Below are 20,062 nucleotides of genomic sequence, written 5' to 3' on the forward strand. Positions count from 1 at the left end.
CCTTTGAAGGTCATTGTCGGCCGATCCCCAACACCCCGCCGAAGCAAGGGAAGTTCACCAGCGCACGCCGAAACTCCGGCTTTGCCGGGCCGAGGGCGTGGTCCCCCTTGAGGGGACGCCGCAAGGCGGCGCTGGGGGGAGACAATCCACAGCATGCAGATCGAATCCCTGCGTCAGCGCCTTCGCGCGCTGGGCGCCAACCCCCGCCACGAGCAGCGCGTGCTGCGCCTGTGGAGCCAGGCTTTGTCGCAGACGGCGGGCCGGCGCCAGGTGCAACATTTCCTGCCCGCAGCGCTGGTGGCCGAGCTGCCCGCCATCGCCGGCGAACTGGCCAAGCTGGCCACGCTGCACAGCGAGCACCCGGCCGAAGACGGCTCGGCGCGCCTGCTGGTGAAGCTGGCCGACGGGCAAATGGTCGAGAGCGTGCTACTGCCGCGCGGTGGCCTGTGCGTGTCCACCCAGGTGGGCTGCGCGGTGGGCTGCGTGTTCTGCATGACCGGCACCACCGGCCTGATCCGCCAGGTGGGCAGCGCCGAGATCGTGGCCCAGGTGGCGCTCGCTCGAACCAAGCGCCCGGTGAAAAAGGTCGTGTTCATGGGCATGGGCGAGCCCGCGCACAATCTGGACAACGTGATGGAAGCCATCGACCTGCTGGGTACGGTGGGCAACATCGGCCACAAGAACCTGGTGTTCTCCACCGTCGGGGATCTGCGGGTGTTTGAGGCTCTGCCGGCTGCCCGTGTAAAACCGGCGCTAGCGCTGTCGCTGCACACCACGAAAGCCGATCTGCGCGAACGCCTGTTGCCTCGCGCGCCGCGCATCGCGCCAGACGAGCTGGTGGCGCTGGGCGAGACCTATGCCCGCGTCACCGACCACCCGATTCAGTACCAGTGGACGCTGCTCGACGGAATCAACGACGGCGATGACGAGGTGGAAGGCCTGGTGCGGTTGCTGCACGGCAAGTACGCCATCCTCAACCTGATTCCCTACAACACCGTGCCCGAGCTGCCGTTCACCCGCCCCAGCTGGGACAAGGCCGCCGACCTGGCGCGCCGCCTGCACCGCCGCGGCATCCTGACCAAACTGCGTCAGTCTGCAGGGCAGGATGTGGATGGTGGTTGCGGCCAGCTGCGCGCGCGAGCTGAGATGCCAGCGCGGCGCTCCGTGCCCATCCGAGCCGAAGCCTGAGCGAGCGCTGTCTCAGCCGCTCAGTGCAGCGTCATCGGGTGTGAAGTGGTCTTGACGCGCACCGTGGCCGCGCGCGGTTCGTAGGGCGCGGGCGCAGCTCCGCAGATGGCCGCGGCGATGGCTCGCGCCTGGCGGGCGATGGGTTCGATGTAGCGGCTGGCCTGCCCGTTCACCGTGATGCAGTCGCCCAGCGCGTGGATACCTTCTACGCTGGTGCCCAGGGTGGCCGCGTCCACCGCAATGCCCTGGTCCCAGGCCAGGCCCGCGCTCTCGGCCAGGCGCGACGGTGTGGCCAGGCCCGCAGCGGCGATCACCTGGTCGGCAGCGAAGCGCTGGCCGTCGGCTGTGGTCACGCGGTAGCGGCCGCCCAGCTCCTCCACCTGCGCCACCTGCACGCCGCCCACGAAACGGATGCTCAGGTCTTTCCACGCGTCGAGCAGTTGCGTGCCCGCCTGCTCGCTTTGCCAGCGCGCCAGCGGCTCGGGCTGCGTGTCCAGCAGGGTGATGCGGTGACCGCCCAGGGCCAGGTCGTTGGCCAGTTCGCTGCCGATCAGGCCGGCGCCGACGATGAGCAAGTCGCGTGGCGCATCGCCCAGCGCGGTACGCAGCTTCTGGTAGGCGGCTAGGTGGTTGACGCGCCAGCACAGCTCGGGTGGCAGGCTGGCGGGCAGGGCTGCGCGCGCGCCATGGGCCAGCACCAGACGGTCGTAGCGCAGGTTGCCGCGCGTGGTGCGCAGCGTGCGTGTGTCACTGCAGATGCGGGTGGCCTGGGTGTGAGGCAGCAGGCGAACACCGAGCCGCGCCGCGGCCGCCGCACCGCTCTCTTTCACCAACGTCTCAAGATCCAGATGGCGCGCCATTGCCACCGACAGCAGCGGTTTGTCGTACACGTCACCAGCGCAGGCGGTCACGAGGGAGATGGGCAGATCGGCGTCCAGCGCGCGAAGCGCCTCGGCGGTCTGCCAGCCGGCGCGACCCGCTCCCACGATCACCACGCCCGCGGGGCCGCCTCGCTTGGCCACGGCAGCGCTGGCTGGCGCGCGCGCGCGCAGCGCCTCCATCGAGGGGGCGGCGTAGGCGGTGAAGTCGGCCTTGGTCACGCCGCACAGCGGGCAGGCCCAGTCGTCCGGGATGTCGGCGAAGCGGGTACCGGGGGGCAGGCCACCATCGGGGTCGCCCAGTGCTTCGTCGTAGACGTAGCCGCAGGCTTCGCAGATGTAGGTCTCGAAGGGCGTCTGCGTGAGGGCCTGCACCGCGGAAGCCACCGTGGAGAGGGTGTTCATGCCGGCAGCACCTCGGCCGACAGGCGCGCGATTTCGCTGCGCAGGTGCTTGATCGCCGGCGTGACGATGGCCACGAAGTGCGATTCGCGCACGCGGCGCTGCACCGCCGAGCTCATCAGGTAACCGCGCGCGCCCTGGTGCAGGAGCGCCGATTGCGCCGCGCGCAGCGAGAGCTCGGCACCGTGGGCGCGCGCATCGAGGACGTCGATGAAAAACTCTACCGATGGGTTGAAGGGGGTCTCGGCCAGCTTCATCACACGAGCGGTGAGCGCGTCCAGCTCGGACTGCAGCGTGTCAGGCCGGTCTTCCAGGAACTGGTTCACATGACCCAGCTGGTCTTCCACTGCCCACATCGAATCGATAGCCGCCTGCGTCACGCCCACCGCCATGCCGCACTGGAGCATGACGAAGGCGCTGCGGATGCGCGCAATGAAAGGCTTGGCCGGATCGGCCATGATCTCGCCCGCGCCGATGAAATGGTTCTTGAGCCGCAGCGCGTAGGTGCCCGTGCCTTCCATGGCCGAGAAGCTCGGGCAGTCGGGCAGTTCCACGCCCTGGCCGTTGCAGCGCAGCAGGAACATCACTTCGCGCACCACGTTGCCGTCGGCATCGACCACGCCGGCCAGCGCGCCGCACACGTGGTCCGGGCCCAGGTTGCTCACCCAGGGCAAGGTGCCGCTGACCGAAAAACCGCCCTCCACGGGCGTGGCCTTGAGCAACAAGGTTTCGATCTTGGCGTAACTCTTCATCGGGTTGGACATGGCCGTGCCGCCCAGCACCTCGCCGCGCGCCAGCGCCAGCAGGTCGTCGCCGGCCAGCGCCTGGTTGCCTGAAGCCTGCATGTACAGGCCACACACGGCCTGGCACCACATCATGAAGCCGGTAGCGCCGCAGACCTGCGACACCTCGGCCATGGCGCGGATCGCCAGGCCAAAATCACCGCGACCGGCGGGGGCATCCAAATGCGCGCTCATGGCCCCGAGCGCAGCCAGTTGCTGCATCTCGGAGCGCGGGTAATAACCCGTGCGATCAATCGACTCGACCACCGCCGCCAGCGGCCCGCGGGCCACCTCGCGCACTGCAGCCAGCAGCTGCTCGGCCGCCGCTTCGTGGCCCAGTTCGGGAGGCAAGTCTTTCGGGTTCATGGTGTGTCCTTGCTTGGCGGTTCAGGGTGCGCGGTTCGGCAGAAGGCTCACGCCGCCATCTCGATCGAGAACGGAATCGGGTTGCGCATCGAATTGGCCACCGGTGAATAGAAATTTGCGTGCTGCACGATCTCGTCCAGAACCTCGCGCGGCGCATCGCCCTCCACCAGCACCTTCACGCGAATCGCCTGAAAGCCCATCTCGGGTGGCGTCTTGTCCAGCGCGCCACCGGCGCCCCAGGCGGCGGGGTTGCCTATGTCGCCCTCCAGAAACACCTCGAGCTTGCTCAGCTTCACGCCTTTCCAGGTCGCCACCGCGGTCACGCCCACGGCGATGCAGCCGCCCAGGCCCGAGAGCACGATCTCACCCGGCGCCGGTGCGGTGTCTTCGCCGAACAGGTGCAGCGGTTCGTCCACCACCACCGGCGCGTGGTTACCCACGTAAGACAGCGAGCGGTACTGGCCCTCCATCACGGTGTGGACCTTGTTGGTGCCCCTTGAACCAGGGTTGGCCTTGCCCTTGGCGGCGAAGGCGGCCAAGCCGGCTGCGTCGATGGGACGCAGGTGGGTCTTGATCGTGGTGGTGGCTTCGGGGGTGGCGATGTCGGACATGGTGTCTCCGGGTTGCGGGGTGAAAAAACGGGTTGATGGGGGTTGTCGGAAGGCTCAGGCGGCCATGGCCAGTGCAGGCTTGCTGCTGGTCTTTGCCACCGGCAGGCCGGTCTCGATCGGCAGGCTGTCGTCGCGCGACCATTCGTTCCATGAGCCGAAGTACATGCGCACGTCGTCAAAGCCCGCTTGCTTCAGCGCCAGAAAGGTGTTGGAGGCCCGCGCGCCCTTGAAGCAGTACAGGTAGACCGTGTCTTGCGGCGCGATACCGGCCGTGGCGCACTCGGCGCGCACCTCGTCCGGCGTCTTGAACACCGCGCCTTGTGGCGACGGTTTCATGAAGCGGTACCACTCGATCCACACCGCGCCGGGCAGGCGACCCTTGCGCGGCGCGAAGTCCTTGCCATAGGGTGACGAGCTGTCGCCAATCCACTCGTCCACATCGCGCACATCGAGCAGCACGGTGCCCGTGCCCAGCGCGGCCTGCACGTCGGCCTGGGTCAGCATCACATCGTTCATGGTCAGCTCGGGGAATGTGGCCGGCGTGGGCGTGGCCGCTTCAGTGGAAACCGGCAGGCTAGCGGCGATCCAGGCGCTGAAACCGCCGTTGAGCACCTTAATCTTGGGGTAGCCCAGCCAGGTGAGCAGGTAGTAGCCGCGGCACGACTGGCCGTAGCCGCTGTGCATGGCGTCTTCGTAAAACACGGCCGTTTCCTTGCCCGACAAGCCCGCCGCCCCCAACGCGCTGGCGAAGGTGTCTTTCAGTTCCTTCAAGCCTTCGGGCGTGGACGTGGCCAGAAAGGTGAACACCTCTCGCAGGTTCACCGCGCCGGGAATGTGGCCGGCGGCAAAGGTGTCGGCGTCGCGCGTGTCGATCACCACCACGGGTTCGGTGGCTTGCAGTGTGTTCAGTTGATCGGGTGCGATCAGGACGGCAGAGATGCTCATGGGGAACCTCGCAAGACAGAGGGCGGGCGAAATGGCCTGCAATTTGTTTTGCAACTGCCGTGCCAACGCGGCGAGACACTGCGATGCACCTTGCGAATGGACGCAAGTGCTTGCTGCAGTTGGGTTTTTCCGCGCGCAGGCGAAGCGCCGGGGTCAGCGGCTTGCCGCTTCAGGGCGCCACTGTGTCGACACAATGTCGACACAGTGGCGAGGGGCTGGGGCGCTCAGTCTGGGCCCGTCCAGGTTTGCGGGTGGCCCGGAACTGGAGCCTCCGTTTTCGACCCCTTGCTGTCGTCGGAGCCTGCGCCAAGCCTTTATCGAACGCGCTCCTGCACCGGACAAGAAAATTCCTGAATCGCTTGCTCGGTGGCACGCGGTTACACGGGGATCGAAAGCACGCCCTAAAATCTCCGCTTTAACTACTGAGCTTCAGATGACCACTGCCAAAAAGCAAACCGCATTCAACCGTGCCCTCACCCCCAGTGCCGAACTGGCCGCAGTGATCGGTGCAACGCCACAACCCCGTACCGAAGTTGTGAAGCTGATGTGGGAGTACATCAAGGCCAACAACCTGCAGAACCCGAAGAACAAGCGAAACATCTTGGCAGACGCTAAGCTCAAGGCGGTCTTCGGAAAAGATGAAGTCACCATGTTCGAGATGACCGGGCTGGTGGGCAAGCACCTGAGCTGACTGGGAACCACGTAGCCCAACTCTCGTGCTCTGGCGCCGAGAGTCGAGCGACAGAAGTCTCCCGTGTGCGGTGCTTCAACTGAAGCGCCCACCGAGCTTGATAGATCGCTCTTGGGCGGTACCTCCCTCTCGCGGTCAATGTCGACACTGGCCATCCGATCCGGTCAGGGTTGAGCGGCCGTTCTCTGAGGCTGCGAGATCACCCTGTCGAGCTGATGCAGACTATCCAGCACATTCCTCAAAGCAGTCACTCAACGCTACAAATCCACAGCACAGTGGACGAAGATCTTTTTGGTCTGCTGTCTGTGACAGCCGTGGCTCACCTTGTTTAATGATCGGGATTGTGGGTACCCTACATGATTCCGTTTAAATCAAAGGAAGGCCGCACGGCCAGCGTTTCCCCGTCAATCAACCGTGAAGGAGACATTCATGGAGCACAGGAAGGCAGTACTTCTCATTGGCTGGAATCCAGAGGTTGATGACTACAGCAAGTGGCCAGGACTGACGCCAGAAAAACCGCGCGCCGCGCTTGATAGTGACCGAGCCAAGTTGGAAGCCGCTGGCTACGACGCATAGCTCGGATTGATCGATAGCGCGGAAACGGCAGCTGCGTTGCTCAAGGCTATGCTGACGGAGAAGGACCGAGATTGCGTTCTGATCGGCGCCGGGGTACGAACGGTTCCCGAGTACCTTCACCTCTTCGAGAATTTGGTCAACACTTTCCATGAGTACGCGCCCAAGGCCAGGGTCTGCTTCAACGGCGGGCCGTTTGACTCAGTGGCAGCTGTGCAAAGGTGGGTCAATCCTGGCACCGAAGCCAAATAAGTCCAAGGGCCGCCACGTTGTCGCAACGAGTGCAGCCTAGCCCCTCGCTGAACCGGAGCGACAGCTTTCCCGTTTGAGCACTGGCCGCTCCTGACCGAAAGCCGACTCGCTCGCGTTCACCCCCTACCGCAACCCCGCCTTGCGCAGTCGGTAACTGAACTGCCGCAGCGTGAGCCCCAGGCTTTGCGCTGCTCGGGTCTGGTTGCCCTGGTGGCGCTGCAGCGTGTCCTTCAACACCTGCGCGCTATGGGAGTTCGCGCTCTGGTAATCGCGAACGTTGCTGGGCGCGCTGGACAGGTCAGGGTCCATCGGGCCGGACAGGGTGGGTGACTCGTCCACAGGCATGAACCGCTCCAGAGCCACGGCGCTCACCATGGCGTGATCGGCCAGCAGCACCAGGCGCTCTATCAGGTTGCCCAGCTCGCGGATGTTGCCGGGCCAGGCGTGCGCTTCCAGCCGAGCCAGGGCATCGGGCGCGAGGTAGACGTTGCGCTGGTGCGCCTGGTTGGCGCGGCTCACGAAATGCAGCGCGAGCGCGCGCACGTCTTCGCGCCGCTCGCGCAGGCTGGGCAGGCGGATCGGGATCACGTTGAGGCGGTAGTACAGGTCTTGCCGGAAACGGCCGACCTGTACTTCGTGACTGAGCTCGCGGTTGGTGGCAGCGACCAGGCGCACATCGGCCCGAATCTCGCGCGTGCCGCCCAGGCGAACCAGCGTGCCTTCCTGCAAGGTGCGCAGCAACTTGGCCTGCAAAGCCAGGGGCAGCTCACCGATTTCGTCGAGAAACAAGGTGCCGCCTTCGGCTTGCTCGAACCAGCCGGTGCGCGCGGTGGCAGCGCCGGTGAAGGCGCCGCGCTCGTGGCCAAACAGCTCGGACTCAAAGAGCGTCTCCGGGATGGCCGAGCAGTTGACTTTGATGAACGGGCGGTCGCGCCGGCCACTCGCCAGATGCACGGCGCGCGCAAACAGCTCCTTGCCCGTACCCGACTCGCCCAGCAGCAAGACGGTGGCCTGCGACTGCGACACGCGCTCCAGCTCGCCCAATGCCTGCAACAGCGCCGGGGAGCTTCCGATCAGCCCGTAGCGCGCCGTTCGGGTGTCCAGCGCGCGCGACAAAGCTTCGTTGCGTGCCTCCAGCTGGCGCGTCTGCTCGGCCACCAGTTGCTCGAGCTGCAGCAGTTGGCCAGCCAGCGTGGCCAGGATGCGCAGCAGCGCCAGATCGTCGTTCAGATGCCGCTGGCGGCTGCGGATGCGGTGGCAACCCAGCACGCCCACGGTGGCGCCGTTGACGGCGATCGGCAGCGCGATGAAGGCCACGGTTTCCGGCGGCAGTTGGACGCGCCGTACGCTGCGAAACAGAAACAGCGGCTCGGCGTCCACGTCCTGCACGATGGCAGGCAGGCCGCTGGCCAGCACGCGGCCGGTGATGCCCTCTCCCCAGGCGAACACACCGCGCGCCACCTCGTCGGGGTTGAGGCCGTAGGCGTGGCGCACCGAAGCCGTGCGCGCCCCGCCGCCAGCGCCGGCCTCGTCGGCCAGCACCATGCGCCCGCGGTTCAGACCGAGCAGCTCGCTCATCAGGTGCAGCATTTCGCGAAACACCAGGCCGGGCGCCAGACTGCGCCCCACCAGCTTCATCACCTCGCGCATCAGCAGCAGCTCCTGGGCGCGCCAGTCGGTGCCCGGTGGCGGGGCGGATTCGGAGGCTGGTGTGATCTGGGGCATGGGGCCAGTGCAAGCAAACATTGCACCAAGCCAGGGCTTGAGGCTGGCAAAGCAGAAGCCGCCAACGGTCCCCCGTTAAAATGAGGGCCTCTCAAGGAGCGCTGCAGCGCCGGCCGGACCCAGCGGGTTCACCTTGCCGGTGTCAGGCTTGAGTGGTCGGGAAGCCTGCCTTCCTCGCCGGCTGGTCCGGTCCCAACCGCGCTCACCAGCCCTGTGTCCGTCCTGGTGAGCCCCATGCCCGAAGCCGTTTCCAAAGCCCCGTCGTCCTCTGCTGTCACCGCCGCGCTCGTGCCGCCCATGCTGCTGTCGGGTCTGGAGCCGGTGCGCATCGGTGAGGGCAGTCTGTTCGTCAACGTAGGCGAGCGCACCAACGTCACGGGCTCCAAGGCCTTCGCCCGCATGATCCTGAACGGCGAATACGAGCAGGCGCTGGCCGTGGCGCGCCAGCAGGTGGACAACGGCGCGCAAATCATTGACATCAACATGGACGAGGCCATGCTGGACAGCCAGGCCGCCATGGTGCGTTTCCTGAACCTGATCGCGGGCGAGCCTGACATTGCTCGCGTCCCGGTCATGGTGGACAGCTCCAAGTGGACGGTGATCGAGGCCGGGCTGCGCTGCATCCAGGGCAAGGGCATCGTCAACTCGATCAGCATGAAAGAGGGCGTGGACGAGTTCAAGCGCCAGGCGCGGCTGGTCAAGCGCTACGGCGCTGCCGCCGTGGTGATGGCGTTTGACGAACAAGGCCAGGCCGACACCTACGAGCGCAAGGTCGAGATTTGCGAGCGCGCCTACCGCGTGCTGGTGGACGAGGTGAGTTTTCCGCCGGAGGACATCATCTTCGACCCCAACATCTTTGCCATCGCCACCGGCATCGAAGAGCACAACAACTACGCGGTCGACTTCATCAACGCCACGCGCTGGATCAAGGCCAATCTGCCCGGCGCCAAGGTGAGCGGTGGCGTGAGCAATGTGAGTTTCAGCTTCCGCGGCAACGACCCGGTGCGCGAAGCGATCCACACTGTGTTCCTGTACCACGCGATTCAAGCGGGCATGGACATGGGCATCGTCAACGCCGGTATGGTCGGCGTCTACGACGAGCTGGAGCCCGAGCTGCGCGAGCGGGTGGAAGACGTGGTGCTGAATCGCCGCCCCGATGCCGGCGAGCGGCTGGTGGACGTGGCGGAAAACGCCAAAGGCATGGCGAAGGACGACAGCAAGAAAAACGAATGGCGCAAGCTGCCGATTCGCGAGCGCCTCAAGCACGCGCTGGTGCGCGGCATGAATGAGCACATCACCGAAGACACCGAGGAGATGTGGCGCGAGATCGAGGCCGATGGCGGACGCCCGCTCAACGTGATCGAAGGCCCGCTGATGGACGGCATGAACGTGGTCGGCGACCTGTTCGGCCAGGGCAAGATGTTTTTGCCGCAGGTGGTCAAGAGTGCGCGCGTGATGAAGCAGGCCGTGGCCCATCTGCTTCCCTACATTGAGGCCGAGAAGCTGGCTCAGGCCGCCGCCGGCGAGGACGTGAAAGCCAAGGGCAAGATCGTGATCGCCACCGTGAAGGGCGATGTGCACGACATCGGCAAGAACATCGTGACCGTGGTCTTGCAGTGCAACAACTTCGAGGTGGTGAACATGGGCGTGATGGTGCCGGCTCATGAAATCCTGGCCAAGGCGAAGGAAGCCGGCGCCGACATCGTGGGCCTGTCGGGTCTGATCACGCCAAGCCTGGAAGAGATGCAGTACGTGGCCAGCGAGATGCAGAAAGACCCGCATTTCCGCGACCAGGCGATTCCGCTGCTGATCGGCGGCGCCACCACCAGCCGCGTGCATACCGCGGTGAAGATCGCGCCGCACTACAGCGGGCCGGTGGTGTACGTGCCCGATGCCTCGCGCAGCGTGAGCGTGGCGCAGAGCCTGCTGGGTGACAGCCGTGTGCAGACCATTGCCGATCTGAACGCCGACTACGACAAGGTGCGCACGCAGCACGCGAACAAAAAGGCCGTGACGCTGTGGCCGCTCGACAAGGCGCGCGGCAACAAGGCGCCGATCGACTGGAGCGGCTTCAAGCCGGTGAAGCCGAAGTTCATCGGCAAGCGCCAGTTCAAGAACTTCGATCTGGCCGAGATCGCGAAATACATCGACTGGGGTCCGTTTTTCCAGACCTGGGATCTGGCCGGCCCCTACCCGGCCATTCTGGAAGACGAGGTGGTGGGCGAGCAGGCGAAGAAGGTGTTTGCCGACGCGCAGACGATGCTGAAGAAAATCATCGAAGGCCGTTGGCTGAGGGCGAGCGGCGTGATCGGTCTCTACCCGGCCAACGCGGTGAACGATGATGACATCTCGCTTTACACCGATGAGAGCCGCAGCCAGATCGCGCTGACCTGGTGCGGTCTGCGTCAACAGACCGAAAAGCAGGAAATCGACGGCGTGATGCGCCCCAGCCGCTGTCTGGCCGACTTTGTCGCGCCCCAAGGTGTGGCGCCAGACTATGTGGGCCTGTTTGCGGTCACCGCTGGTCTGGGCATCGAGAAAAAGGAACAGCAGTTTCTCGACGCGCACGATGACTACAACGCCATCCTGTTCAAGGCCCTGGCCGACCGGCTGGCCGAAGCGTTTGCCGAGTGCCTGCACCACCGCGTGCGCATCGACCTCTGGGGCTACGCGGCCGATGAAGACTTGAGCGTTGAAGACCTCATCAAGGAAAAATACCAGGGCATTCGCCCGGCACCGGGCTATCCGGCCTGTCCGGACCACTCGGTCAAACGCGCCATGTTTGCGTTGCTGGGCTGCGAAGACATCGGCATGGGCCTGACCGAAAGCCTGGCGATGACGCCGGCCGCCAGCGTGAGCGGCTTCTACCTGAGCCACCCTCAAAGCAGTTACTTCAACGTCGGCAAGTTGGGCGAAGATCAGGTGGCCGACCTGGCCCAGCGCAGCGCGGTAGAGGCGAGCGAGCTGCGGCGCTGGCTCGCGCCCAGCCTGTAGGCTGCCCCCGCCGAAACCGACCGCCCATCGCGGCGCCCGGCCCGCTGAACCGCGTTGGCGCTCGACGCCCCGGCGGGGCGTGATAGAACCCGCGCAAAGCAGCAATGGGCGGATGAATCATGGCGTTGTGTGATGCGTGCGGAATGGACAACCGGGAGAAGGCGAAGTTTTGCCGGGGTTGCGCGCGAGCGCTGGTGACGCCGGTTGATGCGCCGGCCGCACCGGTGCCAGCGCCAGGGCCGGTCCAGGTTTGCGCGACCTGCCAGACCGCCAACCCCCTGGCGGCGACGGTGTGCAAATCGTGTCGCACGTCGCTGGTGCCCGACTGGGTTGCTCCCCCGGTTCCGGTGTCCACTCAGGGTGCGAGCGGCGGCGCAACCAAGGCAGTGGTCCTGATCGGCTTGGTGTTGCTGGTCGGCGCCGCCGGCTGGTGGGGTCTGCGCGATGCTGGATCGTCCGCCTCGGCGTCCGTTGAGCCCACGGGCGTCGTGGCCAGTCAGTCGGCTTCCTTGCCCAGTCTGACGCCCACCGCCGCCATCACCCAGACCGAGTCGACCACGGCGACCCAGCCCTCGGTCACCGAGCGCGAGCAGCGCGCTCGCGAGGAGCGTCGACGAGCTGCGGTGGAGAAAAGGCGCCAGCAGGCGGAGCGGGAGCAAGCCGCTGCCGACCAGCGCGAGCGCCTGGCGCTGGCCCAGACGCAACAGCGCGCCGAACGGGCCGCGCAACAGAAAGCTGCTCAGGAAGCCGCAGCCCGGGCCCAGCCGGCCCAGGCCAGCACAGCGCCAGCCGTACCGCCACCATTGGTGAAAACCGTGGAGCAGACCTGCGCCAGCAGCGGCAACTTTTTCGCGCGCGAGGTCTGCCGTTTCCAGAGCTGCGGCGAAGCGGCGTTCTTCAACGACCCGGTGTGCATTCGGTTCCGGCAGGTCGAGGCGGCCAACCGCCGCCAGCCGACGAACTGAGGGGCCTCATGCCAACCCTGCGATAACCGCGGTGATGGTGGCGATGTCCCCCGCAGCCAGCGTCACCACCTCATCTCCCGCATTCGCGGTCTCCACACACACAAAGCGCCTGTGGTCGCCGGGAGCGAGGTCGCTCAGGCGGGCTGCCACGTTGTCGCCAGGGTTCCAGACCACGGCGGTGCGGCTGCCCTCCGCGCGGATGTGGATGCGCCGCTGCAGGCGGCCGTCAACCAGGTTCAGCTCGGGCGGTACCGCTTGGTAGACGCGATCCACCTCGTCTTCAAAGCTCACGTCGCCCACCTGCTCGCGCTCAACGCCATGGGCGCTGGCGGCGTTGTCGAGGTAGCGTGTGCCGCCCAGCCCCAGCAACTGGGTGTGTGCGATGTCACCCACCGCCAAGTAGCTGTGCAGCGCTTGTGTGATCGCAAAGGCTGTGTCGCCGGAGTTGTGTGTGCTCAGCCCCAGCCGCAACTGCTGGCCAACGGTCACACACAAAGTCAGGCAAAAGGCGTGAGGCCACAGGGCCCTTGTGTCGGGTGTGTCGCGCAAGACCAGCTCCACGCGGATGCCGCCATCGGCAAACTGCTCGGTGCGGGTGAGTTGCCAGGCCGTGATGCGCGCAAACCCGTGGTTGGGCCGGTCCAGGCGCGCGGGATCGGGTCCGAACCAGGGCCAGCAAATCGGTACGCCGCCGCGAATCGCCTTGCCGGGCTGGTACACGGCGCGATCGCTGAGGAACAGCAGATCGGCTTTGGCGCCGTGAGGCCAGAAACTCAGCACCTGTGCCCCGTGCAGTGCCACACGAGCGCTGGCGTTGGCGCTGTGAATCTCGATCACGGGCCCGCCGCTGGCGCCAGCCACGACACGCAGCGCCTTGCCCAGTCCGTGTGTTGCGTTCAGGTCTTCAAGGCTCGCCATCGGGTCACTCAGGCGCCCACCACCCAGGCCATCACGGCCAGCCATAAGGGTGCGGTCAGCACAAACGTCAGCGTCGACACCGTGATGGCCGACGTGGTCTCAGCCTCCAGCACCTTGTAGCGCTGCGCGAAGAGCAGCGGGTTGCTGCCCGAGGGCAGGGCAGCGGCCATCACCACCACAGTGAGCGGCAAAGCCTCCAGCCCAAACACCCAATGCCCTACCACCAGCACCACCGCCGGCATCACCAGCAACTTGACCACCACCAGCGCCGCCATGCCGCGCCCCGTGAACACGAAGCCGTACTGGTTGAGCGAGACTCCGATCAGCACAAGGCACAGCGGCACCACCGCCTGCCCCAGCTGAATCAGCAGTTCGTCGATGAGCGAGGGCACGCCTATGCCGCTGGCGTTCACCAGCAGACCCATGATGATGGGCAGTACCACCGGGTGGATCACCGTGGCGCGTGCGGTGTCGCGCAGCAGCCGACCCAGGTGGCCGTCGGCCAGCCCCTGGCGCGCGCGGTCCCGCGCCAGGGCCAGCTCCACCTGCGCCGTCATGAGCGTGAGCAGGGTGAGCGCGTGCAGGCTCACGATGGTGAGGTGGATGGCCAGCCCCGCCTCGCCCAGCACGGAGGCGGCCAGCGGAATGCCCAGCTGCACCGAGTTGCCGAAACACGCGGTCATGGCGCGAACCCCCGGCGCCGCAGGCGAGGCATGGGCCACGCGGCGCTGGTTCCACACCACCACCGCCAGCATCAGGGCCCAGGCCGGCAGGAAAAACACCGCCAGCGCACTCCAGGGCATGGCCGAAAAGTCCATGCGCGACGAGGTGCGAAACAGCAGCGCGGGCACAAACAGGTAGAACGCCGCGTTGCTCAGTGTGCGCGCCACGTCGCCCGGCCCCAGCCAGCGCAGCCGCGCCGCGCCCCAGCCCAGCGCCACGATCAGGCCCATGGCCAACAGTTTGAGCAGGACGGAGGTGGCCATGCCGGGGATTGTGGCAGGGCGGTGAGCGGTGGCTGATGGGAAAACTGTTGGGCGGCGTTGACTGCGGGCTGGAGCCTCCCTCACGAATCCATCAGAACCTGACGGCGATCACCGGAAGACCCGCCCAAACCAGCCCGCCCGATGGGTCGCCCCTCAGACCTTCTCGAAGCGCGCCTGCAGGTAAGCCATGATGGCTGCAGAGTCATAGAGCCATTGGCTTTGCCCCTGACCGTCGCTGATCTTCAGGCAGGGTACCTTGACGGCGCCACCCCCTTGCAGCAACGCCGTACGGTGGGCGGTGTCGTGCTGAGCATCGCGGCGCTCTATGGGCAGCGAGAGGCGGCGCATTTCCTGGCGCACCTTGATGCAAAACGGGCAGGTCTGGAACTGGTACAGCGCCAGGTTCTGGCACTGCAGGTTCACCACCGTTTGTTGGTTGGGTTCGCGCTCCATGCCCTTGGGCCGGGTCACCCGCTCCTTGAACAGCATGACCGGGCCCAGCACGGTGCGAAGGGTTCGGAAGAAGGCGCGAATAACAGATTTCATGGAATCCACCGTTCAGGCCGCAGGCGCTTGCCTACCCAGGAGGAAATCGACCTTGCCCAGGTCCACGCCAGCCTGGCGCAGCAGCGCATAGGCGGTGGTGGCATGAAAGTACACATTGGGAATAGCCCAATGGCTCAGGTAGGCATCGGCCTTTATGGTGCGGGTGGCGTCCTTGCCCACCGGGAAGGTCACATCTTGCGCCTCGCGCCCGTCGAAGGCGTCCGCAGGCAGCGCGGCGAGCCAGGCCAGCGTCTTGGCGATGCGCTCTTGCAACTGGGCCAGCGTGGTTTCATCATCGGCAAATTTGGGCGCCTCCAGGCCGCTCACCCGCGCCGAACCATTCTTCGCGGCATCGCAGGCGATACGCACCTGCGCGGCAAGGGGCAACATGTCGGGCGCCAGGCGCAAGCCCGCCAAGACCTCCGGGCTGAACTTGCGCGCCACCGCGTTGGCTTCGGCCTTATTCAGGCAGTGTGCCAAGTTGGCAAGCGCAGTTTTGAAAATGGGCAAGGTCGAGTGGGTCAGGGTGGGGTACACGGGTTAACGCTGGAGGGGGAAAATAATAACGATGGCGGAGTCTGGCACAAAGCCGTCTCCGTCGCGTGGTGCCGGCCATCAACCGGCGCGGTCTCGCGTCTGCTGGCGGTAGCCGAGGCCTATTTAAGCCAGCGCGAGACGATTTTGTCGTGTACACCGCTGGCTTTGGCCAGGTGAATCCATTGATCGATCCATGCATTGAAGATCCCATCGCTCCGGGGCCGCAGTACCTTGCCGATCTGGCGCCCGTACCGGTCCACTTTCTCCGTATCAACCTGGACAGTCTTGCCAAAGACTAGGTCCGACAGCAGTTCCTTTGAGCGCTGGCCGAAAGGCTGTTTTCTCTCCGGTGCGTCGATGCCAACCAATCGGATTTTGTGCTGAAGCTTGCTCTCATCGAGCACGGTGATGGTGTCGCCATCAGCCACGGCGACGACCTTGCCGACGAGGACGCCTGCCCATGCTGGCGACAGAGCCACAAGGAGCAAAAATGCATTGATCAGGCGAGTCTTCATCGAGATGACCTTAAAAATGAGAAATCCAGCGGACGGCCGGGAAAACTGAACCACAGGGACCCGGTGGCAGGAGGGGCGACCGTAGAAAGACGCCAAGCCTCGGGTCCCCCGGAGATCTAAAGCCGACCGCATTTTTCGAATCGAGTCGAAAAATTGTGCGTGCACAACTTGTGCGACGCAAAACGGTGCCGCGCAGCGAAAAAATCGCCTGTAAGTCATTGATTTTATTGATCGCGTTGTGTGCGATTAATTTCTCAGGACACGGTCAGGCCCACCAGTGTGAAGCTGGGCAGGCCGTTGGCCAAGTGGACTCCCACCTGCACCGGGCGCGCGTCCAGTCCGATCAGGGCGCGGCTGTGCACCAGCGACAGACTCATGGTGTGAAAAATCCCTTTTTCGGTGCATAACGCAACGGGCGACCCCGGACGAGATCAACGCGGTGCATGCACAAACTTGGTGCGCACGGCTTTGGTGTGACAGCAGGACGCGCGCAACAGCAAGTAAATCATGGCGCAGGCGGCGCCAAGATCCGCCACCCATGCGGGGGAGGTAAGGGCCTAGCGCCGCACTGGTGCTGCTTTGCAGCCATATGCCCGCCTGCTGCGAGCAGCACATTCGAGTCGCCTGGCACGGACCGTGCTTAGGTCTGTGAGCGTTTGTATCCACCCTTGCGCCGGGCCTTTGGCTCAGCGCCTTTTGCGATCTAGAAGAGGAATCACAGCATGAAAATGGTTTCAGCCGTTATCAAGCCGTTCAAGCTGGACGAGGTGCGTGAAGCCCTGTCCACCATGGGCGTGCAAGGCATCACCGTGACTGAAGTCAAAGGCTTTGGCCGCCAGAAGGGCCACACAGAGTTGTACCGCGGCGCCGAGTACGTGGTCGACTTCCTGCCCAAAGTGAAGATCGAAGCCGCCGTGTCCGACGACCTCGTCGAGCGCGTGATCGAAGCCATCGAGGGTGCTGCGCGCACCGGAAAGATCGGCGACGGCAAGATTTTCGTCACCGCCCTCGAACAGGTGGTTCGCATCCGCACCGGTGAAACCGGTAAAGAAGCGCTTTGATCAACGCCCGCACAAGAAAGAGCACGGACATGAAAAAGCTGATTGTTTCCCTCACGCTGGGCTTGAGCCTGGCCCTGGGCGGGCTGAGCGCCATCGCCCAGACCACCACCGAAGCGCCGCCCGCTGCGACCGCACCTGCCGACGCAGCCGCGGCAGCGCCCGATGCCGCTGCAGCCCCTGCGATGGCGGTTGAAGCCGCTCCCGCCGCAGAAGCTGCGGCGCCTGCGCCCACTGTGGACAAAGGCGACGTGGCCTGGATGATGGTCTCCACCATCTTAGTGGTCATGATGGTCATCCCCGGCCTGGCCTTGTTTTACGGCGGCCTGGTCCGCAGCAAGAACATGCTGTCGGTGCTGATGCAGGTGATGGTTGTGTTCTCCCTGATCTCGGTGTTGTGGGCCGTCTACGGTTACAGCCTGGCTTTTGGCGGCGAAGGACTCATCATCGGCAACCTGAGCAAGGTGTTCCTGATGGGTGTCACGCCAGATTCGCTGGCAGACACCTTCACCGATGGCGTGAAGATCCCTGAGTACATCTTCATCGCCTTCCAGTGCACCTTCGCTGGCATCACCTGCGCGCTGATCGTGGGCTCGTTTGCCGAGCGCATCAAGTTCGGCTCGGTGCTGCTGTTCTGCGCCCTTTGGTTCACCTTCAGCTACCTGCCGATCGCTCACATGGTGTGGGGTACCGGTGGCTACCTGCTCGACAAGGGTGCACTGGACTTCGCCGGCGGAACCGTGGTTCACATCAACGCGGCCATGGCCGGTCTGGTGGGTGCCTATGTGGTGGGCAAGCGCATCGGCTACGGAAAAGAATCGATGGCGCCTCACAGCCTGACGCTGACCATGGTGGGCGCTGCCATGCTGTGGGTTGGCTGGTTCGGCTTCAACGCCGGCTCCAACCTGGAAGCCAACACGTTTGTCGGCCTGCCGTTCATCAACACGCTGGTGGCCACCGCAGCCGCTGTGCTGGCCTGGTGCATCGGTGAGTCCCTGGGCAAGGGCAAGGCTTCGATGCTGGGCGCTGCGTCCGGCGCGGTGGCCGGCCTGGTGGCCATCACCCCGGCTTGCGGTTCGGTGGGTCCCATGGGCGCCATCATCATCGGCCTGATCGCCGGCTTCCTGTGCCTGTGGGGCGTGGGTGGTCTGAAGAGGATGCTCGGCGCCGACGACTCGCTCGACGTGTTCGGCATCCATGGCATCGGTGGCATCGTAGGTGCGCTCTTGGTGGGCGTGTTCGGCGCCCCTGGCCTGGGCGGCACCGGTGGCGACGACTTCTCCATCGGCGGCCAGCTGCTGATCCAGGCCGAAGGCGTGCTGATCACCATGGTGTGGTCGGGTGTGGTGGCCTTCATCTGCTACAAGATCGTCGACATGGTCATGGGTCTGCGCGTCACGGAAGAAGCCGAGCGCGAAGGTCTGGACATCACCTCGCACGGCGAGACGGCCTACGGCCGCTGACCCGGTCGAAGCCCCAGGCGGCGCACCCGCGCTGCCTGGGTGAACTGTTCTCCTTTGGATGTTGAACCCGCGTTGCTGAAAGGCACGCGGGTCTTTTTTTGTTGGTGAACACATCACAGACAGCGATGAGCGCTCGCGGCAAGATGTGAATCTTCAGAACACCATGCCGAGGGGTACCTCATGCCGGAAGTTTTCAATCAGCGCTGGCTGTACGCCGTCGTCGCCATCTGGCTCATCGCCTGTTGTGCCACCGCCCTGGCCGTCACGCCGCCGGGCGAGCGCAGCCTGCCGAGCGAGGTCTCGTTCAACGACACCCCCTTAAGCGAAAAACCGGCTGCGCGAGAGAAGCGCCTCGAGCGCGAATGCAAAGGCCGCCCCAACGCCGGCATGTGCCTGGGCTAAATGCACTGACTCGCCGGCACTGACCAGGGGTAATCCCTAGGTCGCTGCGCTGGGACGCGCCTCTTCCGCTTGCGATTGCACTGCGTTGTGCAAAAAATTCAACGCCTCGCTCGAGGCTGGCCGCTACCATGGCGGCCATGCAAGCATCGTCCGACCACGCCCCCAGCCAATTGATCGACCAGGTGCGCGCCGCCAGCGCCGCGCGCCAGCCACTGCGCATCGTCGGTGGTGACAGCAAAACCTTTTACGGACAGCCGGGCAGCGATCCGCTGCTCAACACCAGCGACTGGCGCGGCATCAGCAGCCACGAACCCACCGAGCTGGTAGTGACGGTTCGCGCCGGCACATCGCTGGCCGAGCTGGAGACAGCGCTGGCCGAGAAAGGCCAGTGCCTGCCGTTTGAGCCGCCACACTTTGGCCCGACCTCCACCATCGGCGGCGTGGTCGCCGCTGGTCTGGCAGGTCCGGCTCGCGCCAGCGCGGGTGGTGTGCGCGATTTTGTGCTCGGCATGCAATTCATCGACGGTCGCGGCGAGTGGCTCACTTTCGGCGGCCAGGTCATGAAGAACGTGGCTGGCTACGACGTCAGCCGCGTGATGGCGGGCAGCCTAGGCACGCTGGGGGTCATCACCGACGTTTCGCTCAAGGTGCTACCAGTGGCGCCGGCCGAGGCCACGCTGGTGTTTGAGCTTGGCCAGCACGATGCGCTCGAACAGCTGCACCGCTGGGGCGGCCAGCCCCTGCCGCTCAACGCCAGTTGCTGGGTGAAGGACGAGACCGTGGCGGGGCAACCCGAGCGCCTGTATGTGCGCCTGCGCGGCGCGGTCGCCGCGGTGGACGCCGCCTGCGAACGTTTGATCCGCGAAGCCGGGGGCCAGCGCATGGACAACGCGCAGGCCGCGGGCGACTGGACCGCCTGCCGGGACCAGACCCTGCCGTTTTTCCAGGCTCCGTCGCCGGACCTGTGCCTGTGGCGGCTGTCGCTGCCACAGACCGCGCCGGTGATGAAGCTGCCCCATGCGCAACTGGTGGAATGGCATGGTGCGCAGCGCTGGCTGTGGGCGCCGGCATCGGCCGCAGCCGACATTCGGGCGGCGGCGGTTTCGGTCCAGGGGCATGCCACCCTGTTTCGCGCGGGCGCCGACGGGGCACCGGGTGTGCCGCGCTTCGATCGCCAGAGCGCCACCATCGAGACCATCACCCAACGCTTGCGCGCCGAGTTCGACCCGGCTGGCATTTTCAATCCCGGCCGGATGGGCTGAACG

General features: G+C 65.4%; 19 protein-coding genes, 1 pseudogene and 1 riboswitch. Of the genes and pseudogenes, 9 read left to right on the forward strand and 11 right to left on the reverse strand.

What is annotated here, in order from left to right; translation table 11 throughout:
* Nucleotides 1-153 precede the first annotated feature (153 nt).
* On the forward strand, nt 154-1,188 hold the full coding sequence (locus tag GPT34_RS07880; RefSeq protein WP_291010789.1) for an RNA methyltransferase: 1,035 nt from the start codon (nt 154-156) through the stop codon (nt 1,186-1,188).
* 20 nt (nt 1,189-1,208) lie between these two features.
* On the opposite strand, the gene GPT34_RS07885 is transcribed toward GPT34_RS07880, so the two are convergent.
* Genes GPT34_RS07885 through GPT34_RS07900 form a run of 4 tightly spaced genes read right to left on the reverse strand, consistent with a single transcriptional unit; the run spans nt 1,209 to nt 5,172 of the window.
* Complete coding sequence (locus GPT34_RS07885) at nt 1,209-2,471, reverse strand: FAD-dependent oxidoreductase (RefSeq protein WP_291010791.1); 1,263 nt, start codon at nt 2,469-2,471, stop codon at nt 1,209-1,211.
* Nucleotides 2,468-3,616: an acyl-CoA dehydrogenase family protein gene (locus tag GPT34_RS07890; RefSeq protein ID WP_291010793.1), complete on the reverse strand. Its 1,149-nt coding sequence runs from the start codon at nt 3,614-3,616 to the stop codon at nt 2,468-2,470. Before GPT34_RS07890 ends, GPT34_RS07885 begins: the two co-directional genes overlap by 4 nt.
* 47 nt (nt 3,617-3,663) lie before the next feature.
* On the reverse strand, nt 3,664-4,227 hold the full coding sequence (locus tag GPT34_RS07895) for an OsmC family protein (RefSeq protein WP_291010794.1): 564 nt from the start codon (nt 4,225-4,227) through the stop codon (nt 3,664-3,666).
* Between the two features lie 54 nt (nt 4,228-4,281).
* Nucleotides 4,282-5,172 carry a sulfurtransferase gene (locus GPT34_RS07900; protein WP_291010796.1) on the reverse strand — a complete coding sequence of 297 codons (891 nt, stop codon included), beginning with the start codon at nt 5,170-5,172 and terminating at the stop codon, nt 4,282-4,284.
* A 262-nt stretch (nt 5,173-5,434) separates the two neighbouring features.
* Here GPT34_RS07900 and GPT34_RS07905 point away from each other — a divergent pair, with 262 nt between their 5' ends.
* On the forward strand, nt 5,435-5,863 hold the full coding sequence (locus tag GPT34_RS07905) for an SWIB/MDM2 domain-containing protein (protein WP_291010917.1): 429 nt from the start codon (nt 5,435-5,437) through the stop codon (nt 5,861-5,863).
* A 948-nt stretch (nt 5,864-6,811) separates the two neighbouring features.
* Here the strand turns inward: GPT34_RS07905 and GPT34_RS07910 are convergent.
* Entirely contained in the window at nt 6,812-8,413 is a 1,602-nt protein-coding gene (locus GPT34_RS07910) for a sigma 54-interacting transcriptional regulator (protein WP_291010798.1), read from the reverse strand.
* 87 nt (nt 8,414-8,500) lie between these two features.
* A riboswitch (S-adenosyl-L-homocysteine riboswitch) is annotated at nt 8,501-8,624 on the forward strand.
* A 23-nt stretch (nt 8,625-8,647) separates the two neighbouring features.
* On the opposite strand from GPT34_RS07910, the gene metH reads away from it, so the two are divergent.
* The 3 genes and pseudogenes from metH to GPT34_RS07920 all read left to right on the forward strand — a co-directional run bounded on the left by metH (nt 8,648) and on the right by GPT34_RS07920 (nt 12,372).
* The gene (metH, locus tag GPT34_RS07915; protein ID WP_291010800.1) at nt 8,648-11,407 is read left to right on the forward strand and encodes a methionine synthase; all 2,760 of its coding nucleotides are present in this window, start codon (nt 8,648-8,650) and stop codon (nt 11,405-11,407) included.
* A 119-nt stretch (nt 11,408-11,526) separates the two neighbouring features.
* Nucleotides 11,527-11,700, forward strand: a pseudogene (locus GPT34_RS17745) (zinc ribbon domain-containing protein); the annotation flags it as partial.
* Nucleotides 11,701-11,754: 54 nt separating this feature from the next.
* The gene (locus GPT34_RS07920) at nt 11,755-12,372 is read left to right on the forward strand and encodes a hypothetical protein (protein WP_291010802.1); all 618 of its coding nucleotides are present in this window, start codon (nt 11,755-11,757) and stop codon (nt 12,370-12,372) included.
* Between the two features lie 6 nt (nt 12,373-12,378).
* On the opposite strand, the gene GPT34_RS07925 is transcribed toward GPT34_RS07920, so the two are convergent.
* From GPT34_RS07925 to GPT34_RS07950, 6 genes are all read right to left on the reverse strand, one after another.
* Nucleotides 12,379-13,290: a D-hexose-6-phosphate mutarotase gene (locus tag GPT34_RS07925; RefSeq protein ID WP_291010805.1), complete on the reverse strand. Its 912-nt coding sequence runs from the start codon at nt 13,288-13,290 to the stop codon at nt 12,379-12,381.
* An 8-nt stretch (nt 13,291-13,298) separates the two neighbouring features.
* Nucleotides 13,299-14,276 carry an AEC family transporter gene (locus GPT34_RS07930; protein WP_291010808.1) on the reverse strand — a complete coding sequence of 326 codons (978 nt, stop codon included), beginning with the start codon at nt 14,274-14,276 and terminating at the stop codon, nt 13,299-13,301.
* Between the two features lie 153 nt (nt 14,277-14,429).
* Complete coding sequence (locus GPT34_RS07935) at nt 14,430-14,822, reverse strand: glutathione S-transferase N-terminal domain-containing protein (protein WP_291010810.1); 393 nt, start codon at nt 14,820-14,822, stop codon at nt 14,430-14,432.
* A gap of 12 nt (nt 14,823-14,834) precedes the next feature.
* Nucleotides 14,835-15,332: a DUF1993 domain-containing protein gene (locus GPT34_RS07940; RefSeq protein WP_291010813.1), complete on the reverse strand. Its 498-nt coding sequence runs from the start codon at nt 15,330-15,332 to the stop codon at nt 14,835-14,837.
* Nucleotides 15,333-15,478: 146 nt separating this feature from the next.
* On the reverse strand, nt 15,479-15,874 hold the full coding sequence (locus GPT34_RS07945) for a thermonuclease family protein (protein ID WP_291010815.1): 396 nt from the start codon (nt 15,872-15,874) through the stop codon (nt 15,479-15,481).
* A gap of 254 nt (nt 15,875-16,128) precedes the next feature.
* The gene (locus GPT34_RS07950; protein WP_291010921.1) at nt 16,129-16,251 is read right to left on the reverse strand and encodes a hypothetical protein; all 123 of its coding nucleotides are present in this window, start codon (nt 16,249-16,251) and stop codon (nt 16,129-16,131) included.
* A gap of 345 nt (nt 16,252-16,596) precedes the next feature.
* Here GPT34_RS07950 and GPT34_RS07955 point away from each other — a divergent pair, with 345 nt between their 5' ends.
* From GPT34_RS07955 to glcE, 4 genes are all read left to right on the forward strand, one after another.
* On the forward strand, nt 16,597-16,935 hold the full coding sequence (locus GPT34_RS07955) for a P-II family nitrogen regulator (RefSeq protein ID WP_291010818.1): 339 nt from the start codon (nt 16,597-16,599) through the stop codon (nt 16,933-16,935).
* A gap of 29 nt (nt 16,936-16,964) precedes the next feature.
* Nucleotides 16,965-18,395, forward strand: coding sequence for an ammonium transporter (locus GPT34_RS07960; protein ID WP_291010820.1), 1,431 nt, complete (start codon nt 16,965-16,967; stop codon nt 18,393-18,395).
* 180 nt (nt 18,396-18,575) lie between these two features.
* The gene (locus GPT34_RS07965; RefSeq protein WP_291010822.1) at nt 18,576-18,797 is read left to right on the forward strand and encodes a hypothetical protein; all 222 of its coding nucleotides are present in this window, start codon (nt 18,576-18,578) and stop codon (nt 18,795-18,797) included.
* Nucleotides 18,798-18,934: 137 nt separating this feature from the next.
* Complete coding sequence (gene glcE, locus GPT34_RS07970; RefSeq protein ID WP_291010824.1) at nt 18,935-20,059, forward strand: glycolate oxidase subunit GlcE; 1,125 nt, start codon at nt 18,935-18,937, stop codon at nt 20,057-20,059.
* The last annotated feature ends 3 nt before the right edge of the window (nt 20,060-20,062 follow it).

It is taken from the genome of Hydrogenophaga sp. (genome assembly GCF_011390835.1).
In the GTDB taxonomy this organism is placed as follows: domain Bacteria; phylum Pseudomonadota; class Gammaproteobacteria; order Burkholderiales; family Burkholderiaceae_C; genus Hydrogenophaga.

Excerpts from the sequence above, each read along its gene's own strand:
- GPT34_RS07880 (WP_291010789.1), top strand. The coding sequence starts at position 154 with ATGCAGATCGAATCCCTGCGTCAGCGCCTTCGCGCGCTGGGCGCCAAC.
- GPT34_RS07885 (WP_291010791.1), bottom strand. The coding sequence starts at position 2,471 with ATGAACACCCTCTCCACGGTGGCTTCCGCGGTGCAGGCCCTCACGCAG.
- GPT34_RS07890 (WP_291010793.1), bottom strand. The coding sequence starts at position 3,616 with ATGAACCCGAAAGACTTGCCTCCCGAACTGGGCCACGAAGCGGCGGCC.
- GPT34_RS07895 (WP_291010794.1), bottom strand. The coding sequence starts at position 4,227 with ATGTCCGACATCGCCACCCCCGAAGCCACCACCACGATCAAGACCCAC.
- GPT34_RS07900 (WP_291010796.1), bottom strand. The coding sequence starts at position 5,172 with ATGAGCATCTCTGCCGTCCTGATCGCACCCGATCAACTGAACACACTG.
- GPT34_RS07910 (WP_291010798.1), bottom strand. The coding sequence starts at position 8,413 with ATGCCCCAGATCACACCAGCCTCCGAATCCGCCCCGCCACCGGGCACC.
- metH (WP_291010800.1), top strand. The coding sequence starts at position 8,648 with ATGCCCGAAGCCGTTTCCAAAGCCCCGTCGTCCTCTGCTGTCACCGCC.
- GPT34_RS07925 (WP_291010805.1), bottom strand. The coding sequence starts at position 13,290 with ATGGCGAGCCTTGAAGACCTGAACGCAACACACGGACTGGGCAAGGCG.
- GPT34_RS07930 (WP_291010808.1), bottom strand. The coding sequence starts at position 14,276 with ATGGCCACCTCCGTCCTGCTCAAACTGTTGGCCATGGGCCTGATCGTG.
- GPT34_RS07935 (WP_291010810.1), bottom strand. The coding sequence starts at position 14,822 with ATGAAATCTGTTATTCGCGCCTTCTTCCGAACCCTTCGCACCGTGCTG.
- GPT34_RS07945 (WP_291010815.1), bottom strand. The coding sequence starts at position 15,874 with ATGAAGACTCGCCTGATCAATGCATTTTTGCTCCTTGTGGCTCTGTCG.
- GPT34_RS07950 (WP_291010921.1), bottom strand. The coding sequence starts at position 16,251 with ATGAGTCTGTCGCTGGTGCACAGCCGCGCCCTGATCGGACTGGACGCG.
- GPT34_RS07955 (WP_291010818.1), top strand. The coding sequence starts at position 16,597 with ATGAAAATGGTTTCAGCCGTTATCAAGCCGTTCAAGCTGGACGAGGTG.
- GPT34_RS07960 (WP_291010820.1), top strand. The coding sequence starts at position 16,965 with ATGAAAAAGCTGATTGTTTCCCTCACGCTGGGCTTGAGCCTGGCCCTG.
- GPT34_RS07965 (WP_291010822.1), top strand. The coding sequence starts at position 18,576 with ATGCCGGAAGTTTTCAATCAGCGCTGGCTGTACGCCGTCGTCGCCATC.
- glcE (WP_291010824.1), top strand. The coding sequence starts at position 18,935 with ATGCAAGCATCGTCCGACCACGCCCCCAGCCAATTGATCGACCAGGTG.